The organism is Verminephrobacter eiseniae EF01-2 (genome assembly GCF_000015565.1).
In the GTDB taxonomy this organism is placed as follows: Bacteria; Pseudomonadota; Gammaproteobacteria; order Burkholderiales; family Burkholderiaceae_C; genus Acidovorax; species Acidovorax eiseniae.
This window is the reverse complement of the sequence record NC_008786.1, coordinates 4,374,331-4,388,364: the sequence shown is the minus strand read 5'-3', so window position 1 is coordinate 4,388,364 and position 14,034 is coordinate 4,374,331. Positions and strand designations below refer to the sequence as shown.

Genomic DNA, 14,034 nt, shown 5'->3' with positions numbered 1-14,034 from the left:
GCCAGCGCGCCAAGGTCAATCGGGCTGCGGCGCCAGCGCGCCAAGGTCAATCAGACTGCGGGGCCAGCGCGCCGCAGTGGCGCAAAAAATCGGCGGTCGTGCGGCACAGCAGCTTGTCGCGGTGCGTGACGGTCGCCAGCCGCCGGGTGCCGGCGGGTAGCCGTGTGCGCAGTTCGATCAGGTGCCGGTCTTCGAGCGCCTGCGCCACCGCGAAGCGCGACAGGCAGGCCAGTCCGGTGCCCGAGGCCACCACGCGCTTGATCGCCTCGGTGCTGCCCAGTTCCAGGCCCACATGCACCTGCTCCAGGTTCTCGATCAGCCAGGCATCGGTGACCTGCCGCGTGCCCGAGCCATGCTCGCGCAGCACCCAGGTGGCCTGGGACAGTTGCCGGTGCGTGGCTCTGCGGCCGGCCAGCGGATGGCCCGGTGCGGCCACGATCACCAATTCGTCGGTGCGCCAGGCGCGCACCACCAGGTCGGGGTGGGTCTGCGGGCCTTCGATGAAGCCCGCATCGACATCCAGGCCGGCCACCGCGTCGATCACGTCGCGCGTGTTGGCGATATGCAGTTGCACCTGGCTTTGCGGGTGCATGGCGATCCATTGCGACACCCGTTCGGGCAACAGGTATTCGCCGATGGTGAAACTGGCCGCCACGCGCAGCGGCGCCGCATGTTCGTCGCGCAACAGCGCCTGCACCTGGCCGGCCTGCTCGATCAGCGCCTGCGCCTTGGGCAGCAGCGCGCGGCCGTTCTCGTTGAGCAGCAGCCGGCGGCCGATGCGGTCGAAGAGCCGGGCGCCTACCGCGTTTTCGAGGTCCGCCAGCGCGCTGCTGGCGGCCGATTGCGAGCGGGCGATGCGCTCGGCCGCCGCGCGCGTGCTGCCGCCGCGCGCGGTGGCCACGAAGACTTCGAGCTGGCGCAGGTTCAGGCGCAGGCGCTGGGCCGGCGGTTGATCTGTTTTTCCCGTCATGGTGAAAGATATTCTGCGCTTTTTCGTTTCATCGGCACTGCCTATCATCGGCCCTGCCCGAAGCTGCAACCCAAGGACCGCCCGTGTTCCGTTTCCTGTCCCGCGAGCCTGTGCACGATCCGCTGTCGGTGGCCGCGGCCCATGCCGCAACCGAGGTCAAGACCACCACCTGCTACATGTGCGCCTGCCGCTGCGGCATCCGCGTGCACCTGCGCGCAAGCGACGAAGGCCCGCAGTTGCGCTACATCGACGGCAACCCCAGGCATCCGCTGAACCAGGGCGTGATCTGCGCCAAGGGCGCGTCGGGCATCATGAAGCAGTTCTCGCCCGCGCGCATCACGCAGCCGCTGCTGCGCAAGGCCGGCAGCGAGCGCGGGGCCGGGGAGTTCGAGCCCATCAGTTGGGAGCGCGCCTACGACATGCTGACCGAGCGTCTGGCCCGCATCCGCGCGAGCGACCCGAAGAAGTTCGCGCTGTTTACCGGCCGCGACCAGATGCAGGCGCTCACCGGCCTGTTCGCGCGCCAGTTCGGCACGCCCAACTATGCTGCGCATGGCGGCCTGTGCTCGGTCAACATGGCGGCGGGAATGATCTACACCATCGGCGGCAGTTTCTGGGAATTCGGCGGCCCCGATCTGGAGCGCGCCAAGCTGTTCGTGATGATCGGCACCGCCGAAGACCACCACAGCAATCCGATGAAGATTGCGCTTGGCAAGTTCAAGCGCGCCGGCGGGCGCTTCATCGCGATCAACCCGGTGCGCACCGGCTATGCGGCCATTGCCGACGAGTGGATTGCAATCAAGCCGGGCACCGACGGCGCGCTGTTCATGGCGCTGCTGCACGAGTTGATCGCCGGCGAACTGATCGACCATGCATTCCTGCAGCGCTTTACCAATGCGCCGCAATTGGTGCTGCTCGATGACGGCGAGCGCCAAGGGCTGTTCGCCTTCGATCCCGAGCGCGGCCCGCCGGGCGATGGCCGCAATCCGCACAACAAACTGGTCTGGGACAAGCGCAGTCGCAGGGTGCTGCCGGCCTACCCCGAAGGCATTGCCGAGGGCTGCGATCCGGCCCTGGAAGGCCATTACCGGCTGGCCGATGGCACGCGCGTCGCGCCCTCGTTCCAGTTGCTGCGCGAGCGTGTGGCCGACTGCACGCCCGAGTGGGCGCAGGCCATCACCGGCATCGACGCTGCGCGCATCCGCCAGTTGGCGCGCGAACTGGGCGAGACGGCGCTGCGGCAGGCTTTCGATCTGCCCATTGCCTGGACCGATGCCTGGGGCAAGCAATACCCGGGCACGCGGGCGCGGCCGGTGGCCTTGCATGCGATGCGCGGCTTGGCGGCGCATTCCAATGGTTTTCAGACCGTGCGGGCGCTGGCGCTGCTGATGAGCGTGCTCGGCACCATCGACGCGCCCGGGGGCTTTCGGCACAAGGCGCCGTACCCGCGGCATATCGTGCCCAACTACCGCGCCTTCAACACGCCGGCGATGATGCAGCCGGACACGCCGCTGAACGCGGCGCCGCTGGGTTTTCCGGCCAGCCCGCAAGAACTGGCGGTCAACCCGGACGGCTCGCCCATCCGCATCGACCATGCTTTCTCGTGGGAGCACCCGCTGTCGGTGCACGGGCTGATGCACAACGTGATCACCAACGCGGTCAGGGGCGACCCGTACCGCATCGACACGCTGCTGATCTTCATGGCCAACATGGCCTGGAACTCCAGCATGAACACCATGGGCGTGCGCGAGATGCTCAACCGCAAGGACGACAAGGGCGAGCACATGATTCCCTTTCTGGTGGTGTGCGATGCCTTCCAGAGCGAGACCGTGGCCTTTGCCGACCTGGTGCTGCCCGATACCACCTACCTCGAACGCCATGACGTGATGAGCATGCTCGACCGGCCGATCTCGGAATTCGACGGCCCGGTCGATTCGGTGCGCGTGCCGGTGCTGCCGCCGACGGGGCAGTGCCGGCCCTTCCAGGAGGTGCTGATCGAGTTGGCCTCGCGGCTGAAGTTTCCGGCTTTCACCACGCCCGAGGGCGGGCGCAAGTTCAGCAGCTACCCGGACTTCATCGTCAACTACGAGCCGCAGCCGGGCATCGGCTTCCTGATGGGCTGGCGCGGCAAGGACGGCAGCGAGCATCTGCGCGGCGCGCCCAACCCGCAGCAGTGGCAGGCCTATGCGCAAAACGACTGCGTGTTCCGCCACCACATGCCCGAGAGCATGCACTACATGCGCAACTGGAACCGCGAGTACCTGGACTTTGCCAAAGACAAGGGCTGGCGCCAGCGCAACGACCCGGTGCAACTGGCGCTGTATTCCGACACGCTGCAGAGCTTCCGGCTGGCCGCGCAAGGCAAGAGCACCGGGCGGCAGCCGCCCGAGGCGCTGCGCGAGCGCATCGCCACCTACTTCGATCCGCTGCCCTTTTGGTATCCGCCGCTCGAAGATGCAAGCACCGACCTGGCCGCCTACCCGCTCAACGCGATCACGCAGCGGCCGATGGCGATGTACCACTCGTGGGACTCGCAGAACGCCTGGCTGCGGCAGATCCATAGCCACAACTACCTGCATGTGAACCCGCTGAGCGCGCAGGCGGCCGGCATTGCCGACGGCCACTGGTGCTGGGTCGAGAGCCGCTGGGGCCGGGTGCGCTGCATGTTGCGCTACAGCGAGGCCGTGGAGCCGGGCACGGTGTGGACCTGGAACGCGATCGGCAAGGCCGATGGCGCCTGGCGGCTTGCGCCCGGTTCGGACGAGGCGCGCAAGGGCTTTTTGCTGAACCACCTGATCAGCGAGGAACTGCCGTTTGCCGGCAGCGCCAGCGCGCACATCAGCAATTCTGACCCGATCACCGGGCAGGCCGGCTGGTTCGACGTGCGCGTGCGCATACGGCCGGTGGAACCCGGCGAGCCTGGGCAGAGCTTTCCGCAGATCGCCAGCATGCCGGTCGTGCCCGGCGTGCTCGGCCAGGCAGCCCATGTGCTGCGCTACTTTGCCGGGCGGGGCCGGCAATGATGCAGTGGCTCCGGGACTTGCTGGGCCAGATCGGTCAGATCGGCGGGGCAGGGCGCAGCACCGGCCGGCACGCCGGCCCCGATGCCACGCCGGCCAAGCCCCCGGCCCGGCAGTTGGCCCTGGTCATAGACCTGAACGTCTGTGTCGGCTGCCATGCCTGCGTGACCTCGTGCAAGCAATGGAACACCTCCGGCAGCGCCGGCCCGCTGACCGATGAGCGGCCCTATGCGGCCGACCCGAGCGGCACCTTCTTCAACCGCGTGCAGACTTACGAGGCCGGCGTTTTCCCGCACACCGAGACCATTCACTTGCCGAAGAGCTGCCTGCACTGCGCAGACCCGCCTTGCGTGCCCGTGTGCCCGACGGGCGCGAGCTACAAGCGCCAGCAAGACGGCATCGTGCTGGTCGACTACGACAAGTGCATCGGCTGCAAGTACTGCGCATGGGCCTGCCCCTACGGCGCACGCGAGTTCGACGAACAGCGCCAGGTCATGACCAAGTGCACGCTGTGCGTAGACCGCATCCATGACCAGCAGTTGCCCGAGCAGGAGCGCAAACCGGCCTGCGTGCAGGCTTGTCCGACCGGGGCGCGGATTTTCGGCGACGTGCAGGACCCGGACTCCGAGGCGTCCCGGGCCATCCGCGAGCGCGGCGGCTACCCGCTGATGCCCGAATGGGCAACCCGCCCGGCGAACCGGTACCTGCCGCGCCGCATCACGCCGTCCACCACCCCATCCACCGCATCATCCACCGCATCCTCCACCACCGCATCCATTGCGCCGCCCATCGGCGCACCGGAGTAGCCGCGATGCGCCCCGCGTTCTCCATCTTGTTTTTCACCGTGCTGGTCGGTGCGGCGCAGGGGCTGGTGTGCACGCTGGCGCTGGCGGTGCTGCTCGACATCGGGCTGGCGCCGGGCTTGCTGCGCTGGGCGCTGGGCCTGGCCGAACTGCTGCTCGCAGCCGGCCTGGCCGCGTCGTTCATGCACCTGGGCCACAAGGGCCGCGCCTGGCGCGCGGTGCTGATGTGGCGCAGTTCGTGGATGTCGCGCGAAGTGATCCTGCTGCCGCTGTTCATCGCGCTGGTGGCGCTGTGGTGGCTGGCGCTGCAATCGGGCGCCGGCGCGCCGTGGTCCTGGCTGCTGCCCTTGCTGGCGTTGTCCGGCGCGCTGGCGCTGTGGTACTGCACCGCGATGATTTACGCCTGCCTGCGCTTCATCGAAGAATGGGCGCATCCGCTGACCATCGTCAACTTCACGCTCATCGGCCTGTCGTCGGGGCTGGTGCTGGCCTGCGCGCTGGCCGCGCTGGCCGGCCAGCCGCACACGGTGCAGACCCTGGGCCGCTACGCGCTGCCGGTCACGCTGGCCGCCTGGGCCGCGCGCGGCCAGACGCTCAGGCGCAACGCCGGCATCCGCCATGCGTCGAACCTGCAAACGGCCACCGGCATCCGCAGCGGCACGCTGGTGCAAAAATCGATGGGCATGTCGGCCGGGTCGTTCAACACGCGCGAGTTTTTCCACGGCGCGTCGCCGGCCGCGCTTCAGAACATGCGGCGCGGCTTCCTGCTGCTGGCCTTCGTGCTGCCGGCCTCGTTGCTCGCCTGGGGCCTGGCCAGCGGCGCCTTGTGGCCCTGGTGGCTGGCCGTGCTGGTGCAGGCACCGGGCCTGCTGGCCGAGCGCTGGTTCTTTTTCGCGCAGGCCAGGCATCCGCAGAATCTGTACTACCAGACGGTGTCTTAGCGGCCTGCCCGGGTATGCCCGGGCGGGTAGCGGATGCCGCCCCTCTGCCCCTCTGCGTCGCCGATGCAAGGGCCGGGCGCATGGCCGCCAATGCCTCTTGGGTCGATGGTGAATCCATGGCTTGCTCGTTGGGCCGGGCCGGCGCCCGTGTCGCAAAGACGCCATGAACCTGATGACGCGGTGCGTGATATTCACTCACGAAGCGTGTAATCCGGGCGTCTGGTGACACCAGCGCTGGTCCATGCGCATTGATTGCAAAGGGTATTTTCCTTCCGCGCTGTGTGGCACGGCATTTGCGCCACGGCTGTGTGCCGTGTGGCCTTTCTTTCATCAGAGCCGGAAATATGCCTTCCCTGAAAATCATTTGTCCGAATGGACACCTGGGCTTTGCCCCCCTGCGCATCGAGAGTTTCCGTGCAGGGGTGCGCGCCCGGCCGGACTATATCGCCGCCGATTCCGGCAGCGACGATGTCGGCCCCGTGCCGCTGGGCTCGGACAGCTCGACCAGCCCCGAGGCCTGGCAGCGGCACGACCTCGAGCACATGCTGCTGGCCGCGCGCGAACTGGGTGTGCCGATGATCATCGGCTCGGCCGGGGATACCGGCTCGAACAGCCGCGTCGACCTGTACGTGGGCATCATCAAGGAACTGGCACGCAAGCACGGGCTGTCTCCTTTCGAGATCGGCTATTTCTACTCAGAGGTCGACCCGGCCTTCATCCGCCGCAAGATGCGGGAAGGCGGCAGCGTCGCGGGCCTGGACGGCTATGCCGACCTCACCGAGGCCGAACTGGACGCCACCGATCGCATCGTGGCCGTGGCCGGCGTGCAGCCCTATCTGAAGCTGTTGCACGCCGGCGTGGACGTGATCATCGGCGGACGCAGCTCCGACGCGGCAGTGTTCGCCGCGCCGGCCCTGCACCACGGCTACTCTGCCGACCATGCCTATTACCTGGGCAAGGTACTGGAATGCGCCTCTTTCTGCGCCGAGCCGTATGGCGGCAAGGAAACGGTGATGGGCGAGATCAGCCACGAGGATGTGCGGGTCACTGCCATGCATCCAGAGCAGCGCTGCACCATCGCCTCCGTGGCCGGGCACGCCATGTACGAACGCTCCAACCCTTACGAGGAGTTCTTCGCCGGCGGCAAGCTCGATATGCGCGAATGCCATTACGAGCAGGTCAGTGAGAAGACCACGCGCATCACCGGTTCGCGCTTTCTCCCCTCCGAGCGGATCACCGTGAAACTGGAGGGATCGGGAAAGGTCGGCGAACGCTACATCGGCCTGTGCGGCATCCGCGACCCCTACACGATCGCCAACGTCGACCGCGTCATCGACTGGGCGCGCGACAAGGTGCGCGAGCGCTTCGGTGACGAGGGCTACGAATTGCACTACACGGTCTACGGCCGCGATGGCGTGATGGGCGAGTTGGAGCCCCTGCGCGGGCAGCTCGGCCACGAACTATGCATCCTGGTCCAGGGCGTGGCGCCCAGCGCCGGGATGGCCGAAGAGGTGGCGCTCACGGGCCTGCGGCAGATGTTCTATGCCCGCCTGCCCGACGTCAAAGGCACGGCCGGCTCGGTGTCTTTTCCGCTGGACGAGGTCGTGCGCGCCAGCGCGGCCTACCGCTGGACCTTGAACCACACCATCGCCGTCGACGATATCTTCGACCTGTTCGAAGTCCATCGGACCCAGGCTTGAGGGGCCGCGCCATGAAAGCGAAGAAACTGGGCGAACTCGCCAAAACCATCCGCAGCAAGAATGCCGGCGTGAACAAGATCACCTTCGACATCATCTTCCGCGACCGCGCTACTTACGAGGCGGTCAAGCTGTCGCGCGCCATCACGCGCGCCAGCATGGCCGCGCTCTACGGAATAGGCCAGGAGCGCATTTCCGATTTTGTCGAATACGACCCCGGCCTGGCAATCAAGTTCACCATTTTCCGCCGGGCGCCCAGCGGCTCGGCGGGTGATGGCGACATCTTCGGCGCGCAGCAATATGCGCCGTTGCTGGACGTTCCGGTGATGCTCCGAACGACGCACCCATGAGGGGGAAACAGATGAAAGGCATCATCTTCGGCCTGGCGCTCGCGGTCTGCGCCCTGGCGGCGCTGGCTGGCGCACAGACCGCCGTACCCAGGCAGATCAAAATCGTGGTGCCGTTCTCAGCCGGCGCCAGCAACGATGCCATCGCCCGCGCCATCGCAGCGCAGATGGCCGATGAACTCAAGGCCGTCGTCATCGTCGAGAACCGCGTCGGCGCCGCCGGAGTCATCGGGTCGGAGTATGTGGCCAAGTCCCCCCGGGACGGGGCAACGCTGCTGCTGACGTCGTCCACCTTCCTGACTGCGGCGGCGGTGCAGCCACAGATGCCCTACGACCCGGTCGAGAGTTTCGCGCCCGTAGCCATGGTGGGGCAGGGACCGCTGGTCGTGGCCGTCTCTGGCGCCACGCCCTATGCCGACCTGAAGGGGCTGCTGGAGGACGCGCGCGCCAAGCCGCAGGCCCTGAACTACGGGACGGCCGGCATCGGCTCGCTGGCGCATCTGGCCACGGTGATGATGAATGACGCGGCCAAAGTGTCCATGACGCATGTGCCCTACAAAGGGGCGGCCAATGCCGCGTCCGACCTGGCCGGCGGCCAGATCGACATCATGCTGGCCAACTACAGCTCGCTGCTGTCCTTGGTGCAAAGCGGCAAGGTCAAACTGCTGGCCACCACGGCCCGCAGCGCGAGCCAGGCCTTTCCAAAGCTGCCGCCGGCAGCCAGCGTGGTGCCGGGGTATGCGATGGACATCTGGGTGGGCGTGTTCGCGCCGGCTGGCACGCCACGCGACTTGGTCGACCGCTACAACGCGGCCATCAACCGCATCTCCCGGACGCCGCAGACCACGGCGCTCCTGGATATGGATGGCACCGTGCCCGCCAGCCTGACGAGCGCGGAATTCGGCCGCCGCGTAGCCGACGACTATGCGCAATGGCGCGCGGTGGCGCAAAGCCACCGCATCGGCATCGAATGATGCGCGACGCTGCAAGCCCGGCGTGCTCTCAGGAACGGCCGACGCCCTGCACCATATCCAGTTTGCTCATCTGGTGCCGGAGCGCGTGGCGCGACAAGCCAAGCGTGCTCGCCGCCGCGCCGAGGTTGCCGCCCGTGGCGGCCAAGGCAGATTCGATCATGCCGCGCTGGAAGGTTGCGGTGCGTGCGGCGTAGTTGCCTTCGGCCACGTCGACACCCGGCGCGGGGCCGCGCACGACGCGCGCCGGCAGATGTTCCAAGCCCACCCTGGTGCCGCTTTCCAGGATGCAAATGCGTTCCAGCAGGTTGCCCAACTCGCGCACATTGCCCGGCCAGGCATAGCGCCGGAACGCCGCTTCCACAGGCGCGTCGAGGCGCTCGAAATGGCTGGCGTGCAGGCGGTTGAAGCGCGCCAGGAACCGCTCGGCCAGCACGAAGATGTCGTCGCCGCGTTCACGCAGCGGCGGCAGGTTGATCGAGACCACCTGCAGGCGGTAGTAGAGATCGTCGCGGAACTTGCCGGCGTTGACTTCGCCCAGCAGAATCTTGTTGGTGGCGGCGATGAAGCGCACATCGGTGCAGACTTCGCGCACCGCCCCGATGCGACGAAAGCGCCGGCTGTCCAGCAGCGTCAGGATCTTGGCCTGCATCATGGGATCGAGCTCGCGCACCTCGTCCAGGAAGACGCTGCCGCCGTGGGCGGTCTCCAGCAGACCCACCTTGCGCGCGACGGCGCCCGTGAACGCCCCGCGCTCATGGCCGAAAAGCTCCGACTCCAGCAAATTGCCGGGAATGGCCGCGCAATTGATCTCGGTGAAGCCCTTGTCGGCCCGGGACGAATGCTCGTGCAGGGCGCGCGCCACCAAGCCCTTGCCCGTGCCCGTCTCGCCGTAGAGGAGCACCGTGCTGGCGTGGCTGCGCGCGACGCGCAGGACCAGGTCGCGCAAGGCGACGATGGAAGGGTGGTCGCCGACGATGATCTCGGCAAGCGCGACAGGTGCGGTCATGGACGCCGGACAAAAACAGGGGTGCCCGGCATTATCCCGGCAATGGGGTGCCTGCCTTTATGCCGGCATACTTGGCGCGGCCCTCGTGTCGCGTCACCGATCATCTGTCGGTCTGCGCTGGCCATCGAAGCGCATCGCGGCGTTGCATCGCTTGCCAATACAGATCGGTATGGGCTGCGCGATGCGCCTTGTGCTGCGCTCCGATGGCGGCGCGCAGCCTACGACATCTGATCGGTGACGCGACACTAGCCATCGCTGGAATTCGATGCGGCAGTTTGCGGCAAATGATCCCGATCCCGGCACTGGCCATCTCACGGCGCAGCCACCCGCCCATCGAGCACCGCCAGCAGGTTTCTGGCCGCGCCGACGCCCATGCTGACATAGGCGGTGTCGGTCACCCCGCCGATATGCGGGCTGAGGATGAAGTTCTTTTCACCTTGGAACGGATGCCCCGCCGCCATGGGTTCGAGCGCAAAGCTGTCCAGACCGGCCATGCCCACCTGGCCGCTGCGCACGGCGGCCAGCAATGCGGCCTCGTCGATCAGACCGCCGCGCGCCGTGTTGATCAGCAGCACGCCGCGCTTGCACTGCGCCAGGGTGCGGGCGTTGAGCAGGCCCCGGTTGTCGTCGGTCAGCGGGCAGTGCAGCGAGATCGCATCCGATGTGCGCCAGAGGGTCTCCAGACTCACGCGCTGCACGCAAGCCGGGAGTGCGCCGGCATGGGGATCGAAACCCAGCACCCGCATGCCCAGCGCAGCGGCCAGCAGCGCAAAGCGCTGGCCGATGGCCCCCAGCCCCACCACGCCGATGCTGCGCCCGCGCAGTTCCAGGCTTTTGTGCGTGGCCTTGTCCCAGTGGCCGGCGTGCATGCGCGCATCGAGCGCCACTACCGACTTGGCACAGGCCAGCAGCAGCGCCAGGGCTTGCTCGGCCACCGCAGGCGCATTGGCCCCGACCGCAGCCACCACGGCGATGCCGCGCGCCTGGGCTGCCTGCTTGTCGATGGTGTCGCTGCCACTGCCATGTTTGGAGATGACTTTCAGCGCCGGCGCAGCATCCATCACGGCAGCGCCGACCATGCCATAGCGCACGATGATGGCCACCGGGTCGTGCGCGCGGCACAGCGCCACCAGGTCTTGCTCGGCGGGCGCCGGGCCGGCATAGACGATCTTGAAGTCTGCGAGCAGGGCCAGCGCCTGCGGCGCAAGGTCTGCGCCGGTGACCAGGATGGTGGCGCTCACCGGGGTACCTTCGCTTCGGCTGCGGTGCGGGCGCCTTCGGGCGGCCGTGCAGCGCTCACGGGAACTGCCCTTCCTGCCCCTGCTGTATCACCCCGGCTGCCTTGAGCGCGGCCGGCAGCCATGGGGCGGAGGTATCGCCCCGGGCAATGGCCTGGATGCGCGCGGCTTCTTCGGCCACCTTGTTTCGGGCCAGCGCCATCAACGCCGGGGCCTTGGCGCGCTCGATGACCACCACGCCATCGGCATCGCCAACGATCAGGTCGCCCGGATGGACCACCACGCCACCGGCCGATATCGGGTGGTTGATGCGGCCAGGCACCAGCTTGGTCGGCCCTGCGGGGTTGAAGCCCACGCTGAACACGGCAAAGTCCAGCGCCAGCACATCGAGCCGGTCACGGATCGCGGCATCGACCACCACGCCCGCCAGACCCCGCTGCTTGCAGGCGCTGAGCATCAGGGTGCCCATCAGCGCGACGGTCTGATCGCCCCGGCCGTCGATGACCAGCACATCCCCGGGCCGGGCCAGCGCAACCGCCGCATGGATCATCAGGTTGTCGCCGGGGCGCACTTCGACGGTGAAGGCCGGGCCGGCAAGCTGCATGCGCTCGTGCACCGGCGCCACGCGGCCATGCATGGTGCCGCGCCGGCCCGCCACGTCGGAAAGAATGGCGGCCTGGAAGGCTGCGGCTTGTTCGACGAGGTCGGCGCTGACGCGCTCGAAGTCACGAATGATGGCGGGAAGTTGGTCCATGGCGTTGCATCTCCGGTGAAAAGAAAGGGCAGAGGGTACGAAAGGGTGAAGTGGTCGGCCGCTGCGCAGGAACGGGAAACGAGGAGTCAGTTCATGCTGGCCCCCGAGTCCTTGACGATCTTGCCCCAGCGCGTGACCTCGGTGCGCAGCAGTTCGGCAAAGCGCTCGGCGCTGCCGCCGAGCACCTCGCCGCCTTCGGAGCGCAGTTTCTCGGCCACATCGGGCTGCGCCAGCGCCTGGTTGATGGCCCGGTTCAACTGCTGCACGATGGCGGCGGGCGTGCCGGCCGGCGCGAGGATGCCGTACCAGGTCACGGCATCGAAGCCCGGGTAGCCGGACTCGGCCAGCGTGGGTGTGTCCGGCAACTGGCCCGAGCGCCGGGCCGAGGTGAGCACGATGGCGCGCAGCTTGCCGTTGCGCACCTGGCCCAGCAGCGTGGTCACGGATGACAGGTACAGATCGATCTGCCCACCCACCAGGTCCGTCATGCCCTGGGCTGCGCCTTTGTAGGGGATGTGGCGCAGTTGGATGCCGGCAGCGTTCTCGGCCAGATTGCCCGCCAGATGCGCGGTGCTGCCGGAAAACCCCAGTGTGATCGTGTCGGGCTGCATCCTGGCTGCCGCGACCACGTCGGCGTAGGTCTTGAAGGCCGACTTCGGGTGCGTGACCAGCACCATCGGCGAGGATGACACCAGCGCCACCGGCACCAGGTCCTTGAGCGGGTCATAGGGCAGTTCGGGGTAGAGCGCGGGATTGATGGCCAGGTTGCTGGTCTGCCCCAGCACCAGCGTATGGCCATCGGGCGCCGACTTGGCGACGCTGTCCACGCCCAGGTTGCCGCTGGCACCGGGGCGGTTGTCCACCAGCACGCTCCAGCCGTTGTGCTCGGCCATTTTTTGCGCCACGGTGCGCGCCGTCATGTCAGGCCCGCCGCCGGCCAGAAACGGCACCACCAGCCGGATCGGCTTGCCCGGATAGCCCTGTTGCGCCAGCGGGCTGCCGGCGGGCAGGGCCGCCAGCGCCAGCCCGAGCCAGGCGGCGGCGCACAGGCGCAGCGGGCGCGAAAGCGGCAAAAGCAGGGAAGGCAGCATGGTCGTGGGTCTCCGTGGCGAACAGCACACTGTGCGCCTTCGGTGCCGCATGACACGCGGTGCGCCGAAGGCATCGCACATCACGCAGTGCCGCAGGCGCTGCAAGCGTGGCGCGACTGTAGCGAAAGCCGTCGGCTAGCGCGCAGGAATCCATCGATATCAATTGACGCTGGCCCCCGAGTCCTTGACGATCTTGCCCCAGCGCGGCACCTCGGTGCGCAGCAGTTCGGCAAAGCGCTCGGCGCTGCCGCCGAGCACCTCGCCGCCTTCGGAGCGCAGTTTTTCGGCCACATCGGGCTGTGCCAGCGCCTGATTGATGGCCTGGTTCAACTGCTGCACGATGGCGGCGGGTGTGCCCGCCGGAGCGAGGATGCCGTACCAGGTCGTGACATCGAAGCCCGGGTAGCCGGACTCGGCCAGCGTGGGCGTGTCCGGCAACTGGCCCGAGCGCCGGGCCGAGGTGATCGCCAGCGCGCGCAGCCTGCCGTTGCGCACCTGGCCCAGCAGCGTGGGCACGGAGGATATGTACAAATCGATCTGCCCGCCCACCAGGTCCGTCACGCCCTGGGCTGCGCCTTTGTAGGGGATGTGGCGCAGCCGGATGCCGGCAGCGTTCTCGGCCAGTTTGCCCGCCAGTTGCGCGGTGCTGCCGGCAACCCCCAGCGTGACCGTATCGGGCTGCATCCTGGCCGCAGTGACCACATCGGCATAGGTCTTGAAGGCCGACTTCAGGGACGTGACCAGCACGATGGGCGAGGACGACAGCAGCGCCACCGGCACCAGGTCCTTGAGCGGGTCATAAGGCAGTTGGGGGTAGAGCGTGGGGTTGATGGCCAGGTTGTTGGTCTGCCCCAGCACCAGCGTATGGCCATCGGGCGCCGACTTGGCGACGCTGTCCACGCCCAGGTTGCCGCCGGCGCCGGGGCGGTTGTCCACCAGCACGCTCCAGTGGTTCTGCTCGGCCATTTTCTGCGCCACGGTGCGCGCCGTGATGTCGGAACCGCTGCCCGGCGGGAACGGGACGACCAGCCGGATCGGCCTGCCCGGATAGCCCTGCTGCGCCAGCGGGCTGCCGGCGGGCAGGGCCGCCAGCGCCAGCGCCAGCCAGGCGGCAGCGCACAGGCGCAGGGGGAGCGGGGGCAGGGGGCGTGCAAGCGGGGGAAGCGAAAGAAGCGGCATGGTCGTTGGTCTCT

13 protein-coding genes are annotated in these 14,034 nt (G+C 67.9%); 7 read left to right on the top strand and 6 right to left on the bottom strand.

Going from position 1 to position 14,034, the window contains the following annotated elements:
* Positions 1–46: 46 nt before the first annotated feature.
* Positions 47–970 carry a LysR family transcriptional regulator gene (locus tag VEIS_RS19350; protein WP_041951064.1) on the bottom strand — a complete coding sequence of 308 codons (924 nt, stop codon included), beginning with the start codon at positions 968–970 and terminating at the stop codon, positions 47–49.
* An 83-nt stretch (positions 971–1,053) separates the two neighbouring features.
* On the opposite strand from VEIS_RS19350, the gene VEIS_RS19345 reads away from it, so the two are divergent.
* The 6 genes from VEIS_RS19345 to VEIS_RS19320 all read left to right on the top strand — a co-directional run bounded on the left by VEIS_RS19345 (position 1,054) and on the right by VEIS_RS19320 (position 8,752).
* A complete protein-coding gene (locus VEIS_RS19345) occupies positions 1,054–3,993 on the top strand; it encodes a molybdopterin oxidoreductase family protein (RefSeq protein WP_011811690.1) in 2,940 nt (979 codons plus the stop codon).
* Positions 3,993–4,796, top strand: a complete 804-nt coding sequence (locus tag VEIS_RS19340) for a 4Fe-4S dicluster domain-containing protein (protein WP_011811689.1) — start codon at positions 3,993–3,995, stop codon at positions 4,794–4,796. Before VEIS_RS19345 ends, VEIS_RS19340 begins: the two co-directional genes overlap by 1 nt.
* A 5-nt stretch (positions 4,797–4,801) precedes the next feature.
* Positions 4,802–5,734 (top strand): dimethyl sulfoxide reductase anchor subunit family protein, encoded by a 933-nt coding sequence (locus tag VEIS_RS19335; RefSeq protein ID WP_011811688.1) that lies wholly within the window; start codon positions 4,802–4,804, stop codon positions 5,732–5,734.
* 344 nt (positions 5,735–6,078) lie between these two features.
* Positions 6,079–7,434, top strand: coding sequence for an acyclic terpene utilization AtuA family protein (locus tag VEIS_RS19330; protein WP_011811687.1), 1,356 nt, complete (start codon positions 6,079–6,081; stop codon positions 7,432–7,434).
* Between the two features lie 11 nt (positions 7,435–7,445).
* A complete protein-coding gene (locus VEIS_RS19325; protein ID WP_011811686.1) occupies positions 7,446–7,781 on the top strand; it encodes a DUF4387 domain-containing protein in 336 nt (111 codons plus the stop codon).
* Positions 7,782–7,792: 11 nt separating this feature from the next.
* Positions 7,793–8,752, top strand: coding sequence for a tripartite tricarboxylate transporter substrate binding protein (locus VEIS_RS19320; RefSeq protein ID WP_011811685.1), 960 nt, complete (start codon positions 7,793–7,795; stop codon positions 8,750–8,752).
* Positions 8,753–8,780: 28 nt separating this feature from the next.
* Here VEIS_RS19320 and VEIS_RS19315 read toward each other — a convergent pair whose 3' ends face one another.
* Entirely contained in the window at positions 8,781–9,758 is a 978-nt protein-coding gene (locus tag VEIS_RS19315; RefSeq protein WP_011811684.1) for a sigma-54 interaction domain-containing protein, read from the bottom strand.
* Between the two features lie 85 nt (positions 9,759–9,843).
* On the opposite strand from VEIS_RS19315, the gene VEIS_RS31715 reads away from it, so the two are divergent.
* Positions 9,844–9,996, top strand: a complete 153-nt coding sequence (locus tag VEIS_RS31715) for a hypothetical protein (protein ID WP_157048599.1) — start codon at positions 9,844–9,846, stop codon at positions 9,994–9,996.
* Between the two features lie 73 nt (positions 9,997–10,069).
* Here VEIS_RS31715 and VEIS_RS19310 read toward each other — a convergent pair whose 3' ends face one another.
* The 4 genes from VEIS_RS19310 to VEIS_RS19295 all read right to left on the bottom strand — a co-directional run bounded on the left by VEIS_RS19310 (position 10,070) and on the right by VEIS_RS19295 (position 14,020).
* Positions 10,070–10,999, bottom strand: a complete 930-nt coding sequence (locus VEIS_RS19310) for an NAD(P)-dependent oxidoreductase (RefSeq protein ID WP_011811683.1) — start codon at positions 10,997–10,999, stop codon at positions 10,070–10,072.
* 55 nt (positions 11,000–11,054) lie between these two features.
* Entirely contained in the window at positions 11,055–11,750 is a 696-nt protein-coding gene (locus tag VEIS_RS19305; RefSeq protein ID WP_011811682.1) for an RraA family protein, read from the bottom strand.
* Between the two features lie 86 nt (positions 11,751–11,836).
* On the bottom strand, positions 11,837–12,841 hold the full coding sequence (locus VEIS_RS19300) for a Bug family tripartite tricarboxylate transporter substrate binding protein (protein WP_011811681.1): 1,005 nt from the start codon (positions 12,839–12,841) through the stop codon (positions 11,837–11,839).
* Between the two features lie 159 nt (positions 12,842–13,000).
* Positions 13,001–14,020: a Bug family tripartite tricarboxylate transporter substrate binding protein gene (locus tag VEIS_RS19295; RefSeq protein WP_011811680.1), complete on the bottom strand. Its 1,020-nt coding sequence runs from the start codon at positions 14,018–14,020 to the stop codon at positions 13,001–13,003.
* Positions 14,021–14,034 lie beyond the last annotated feature (14 nt).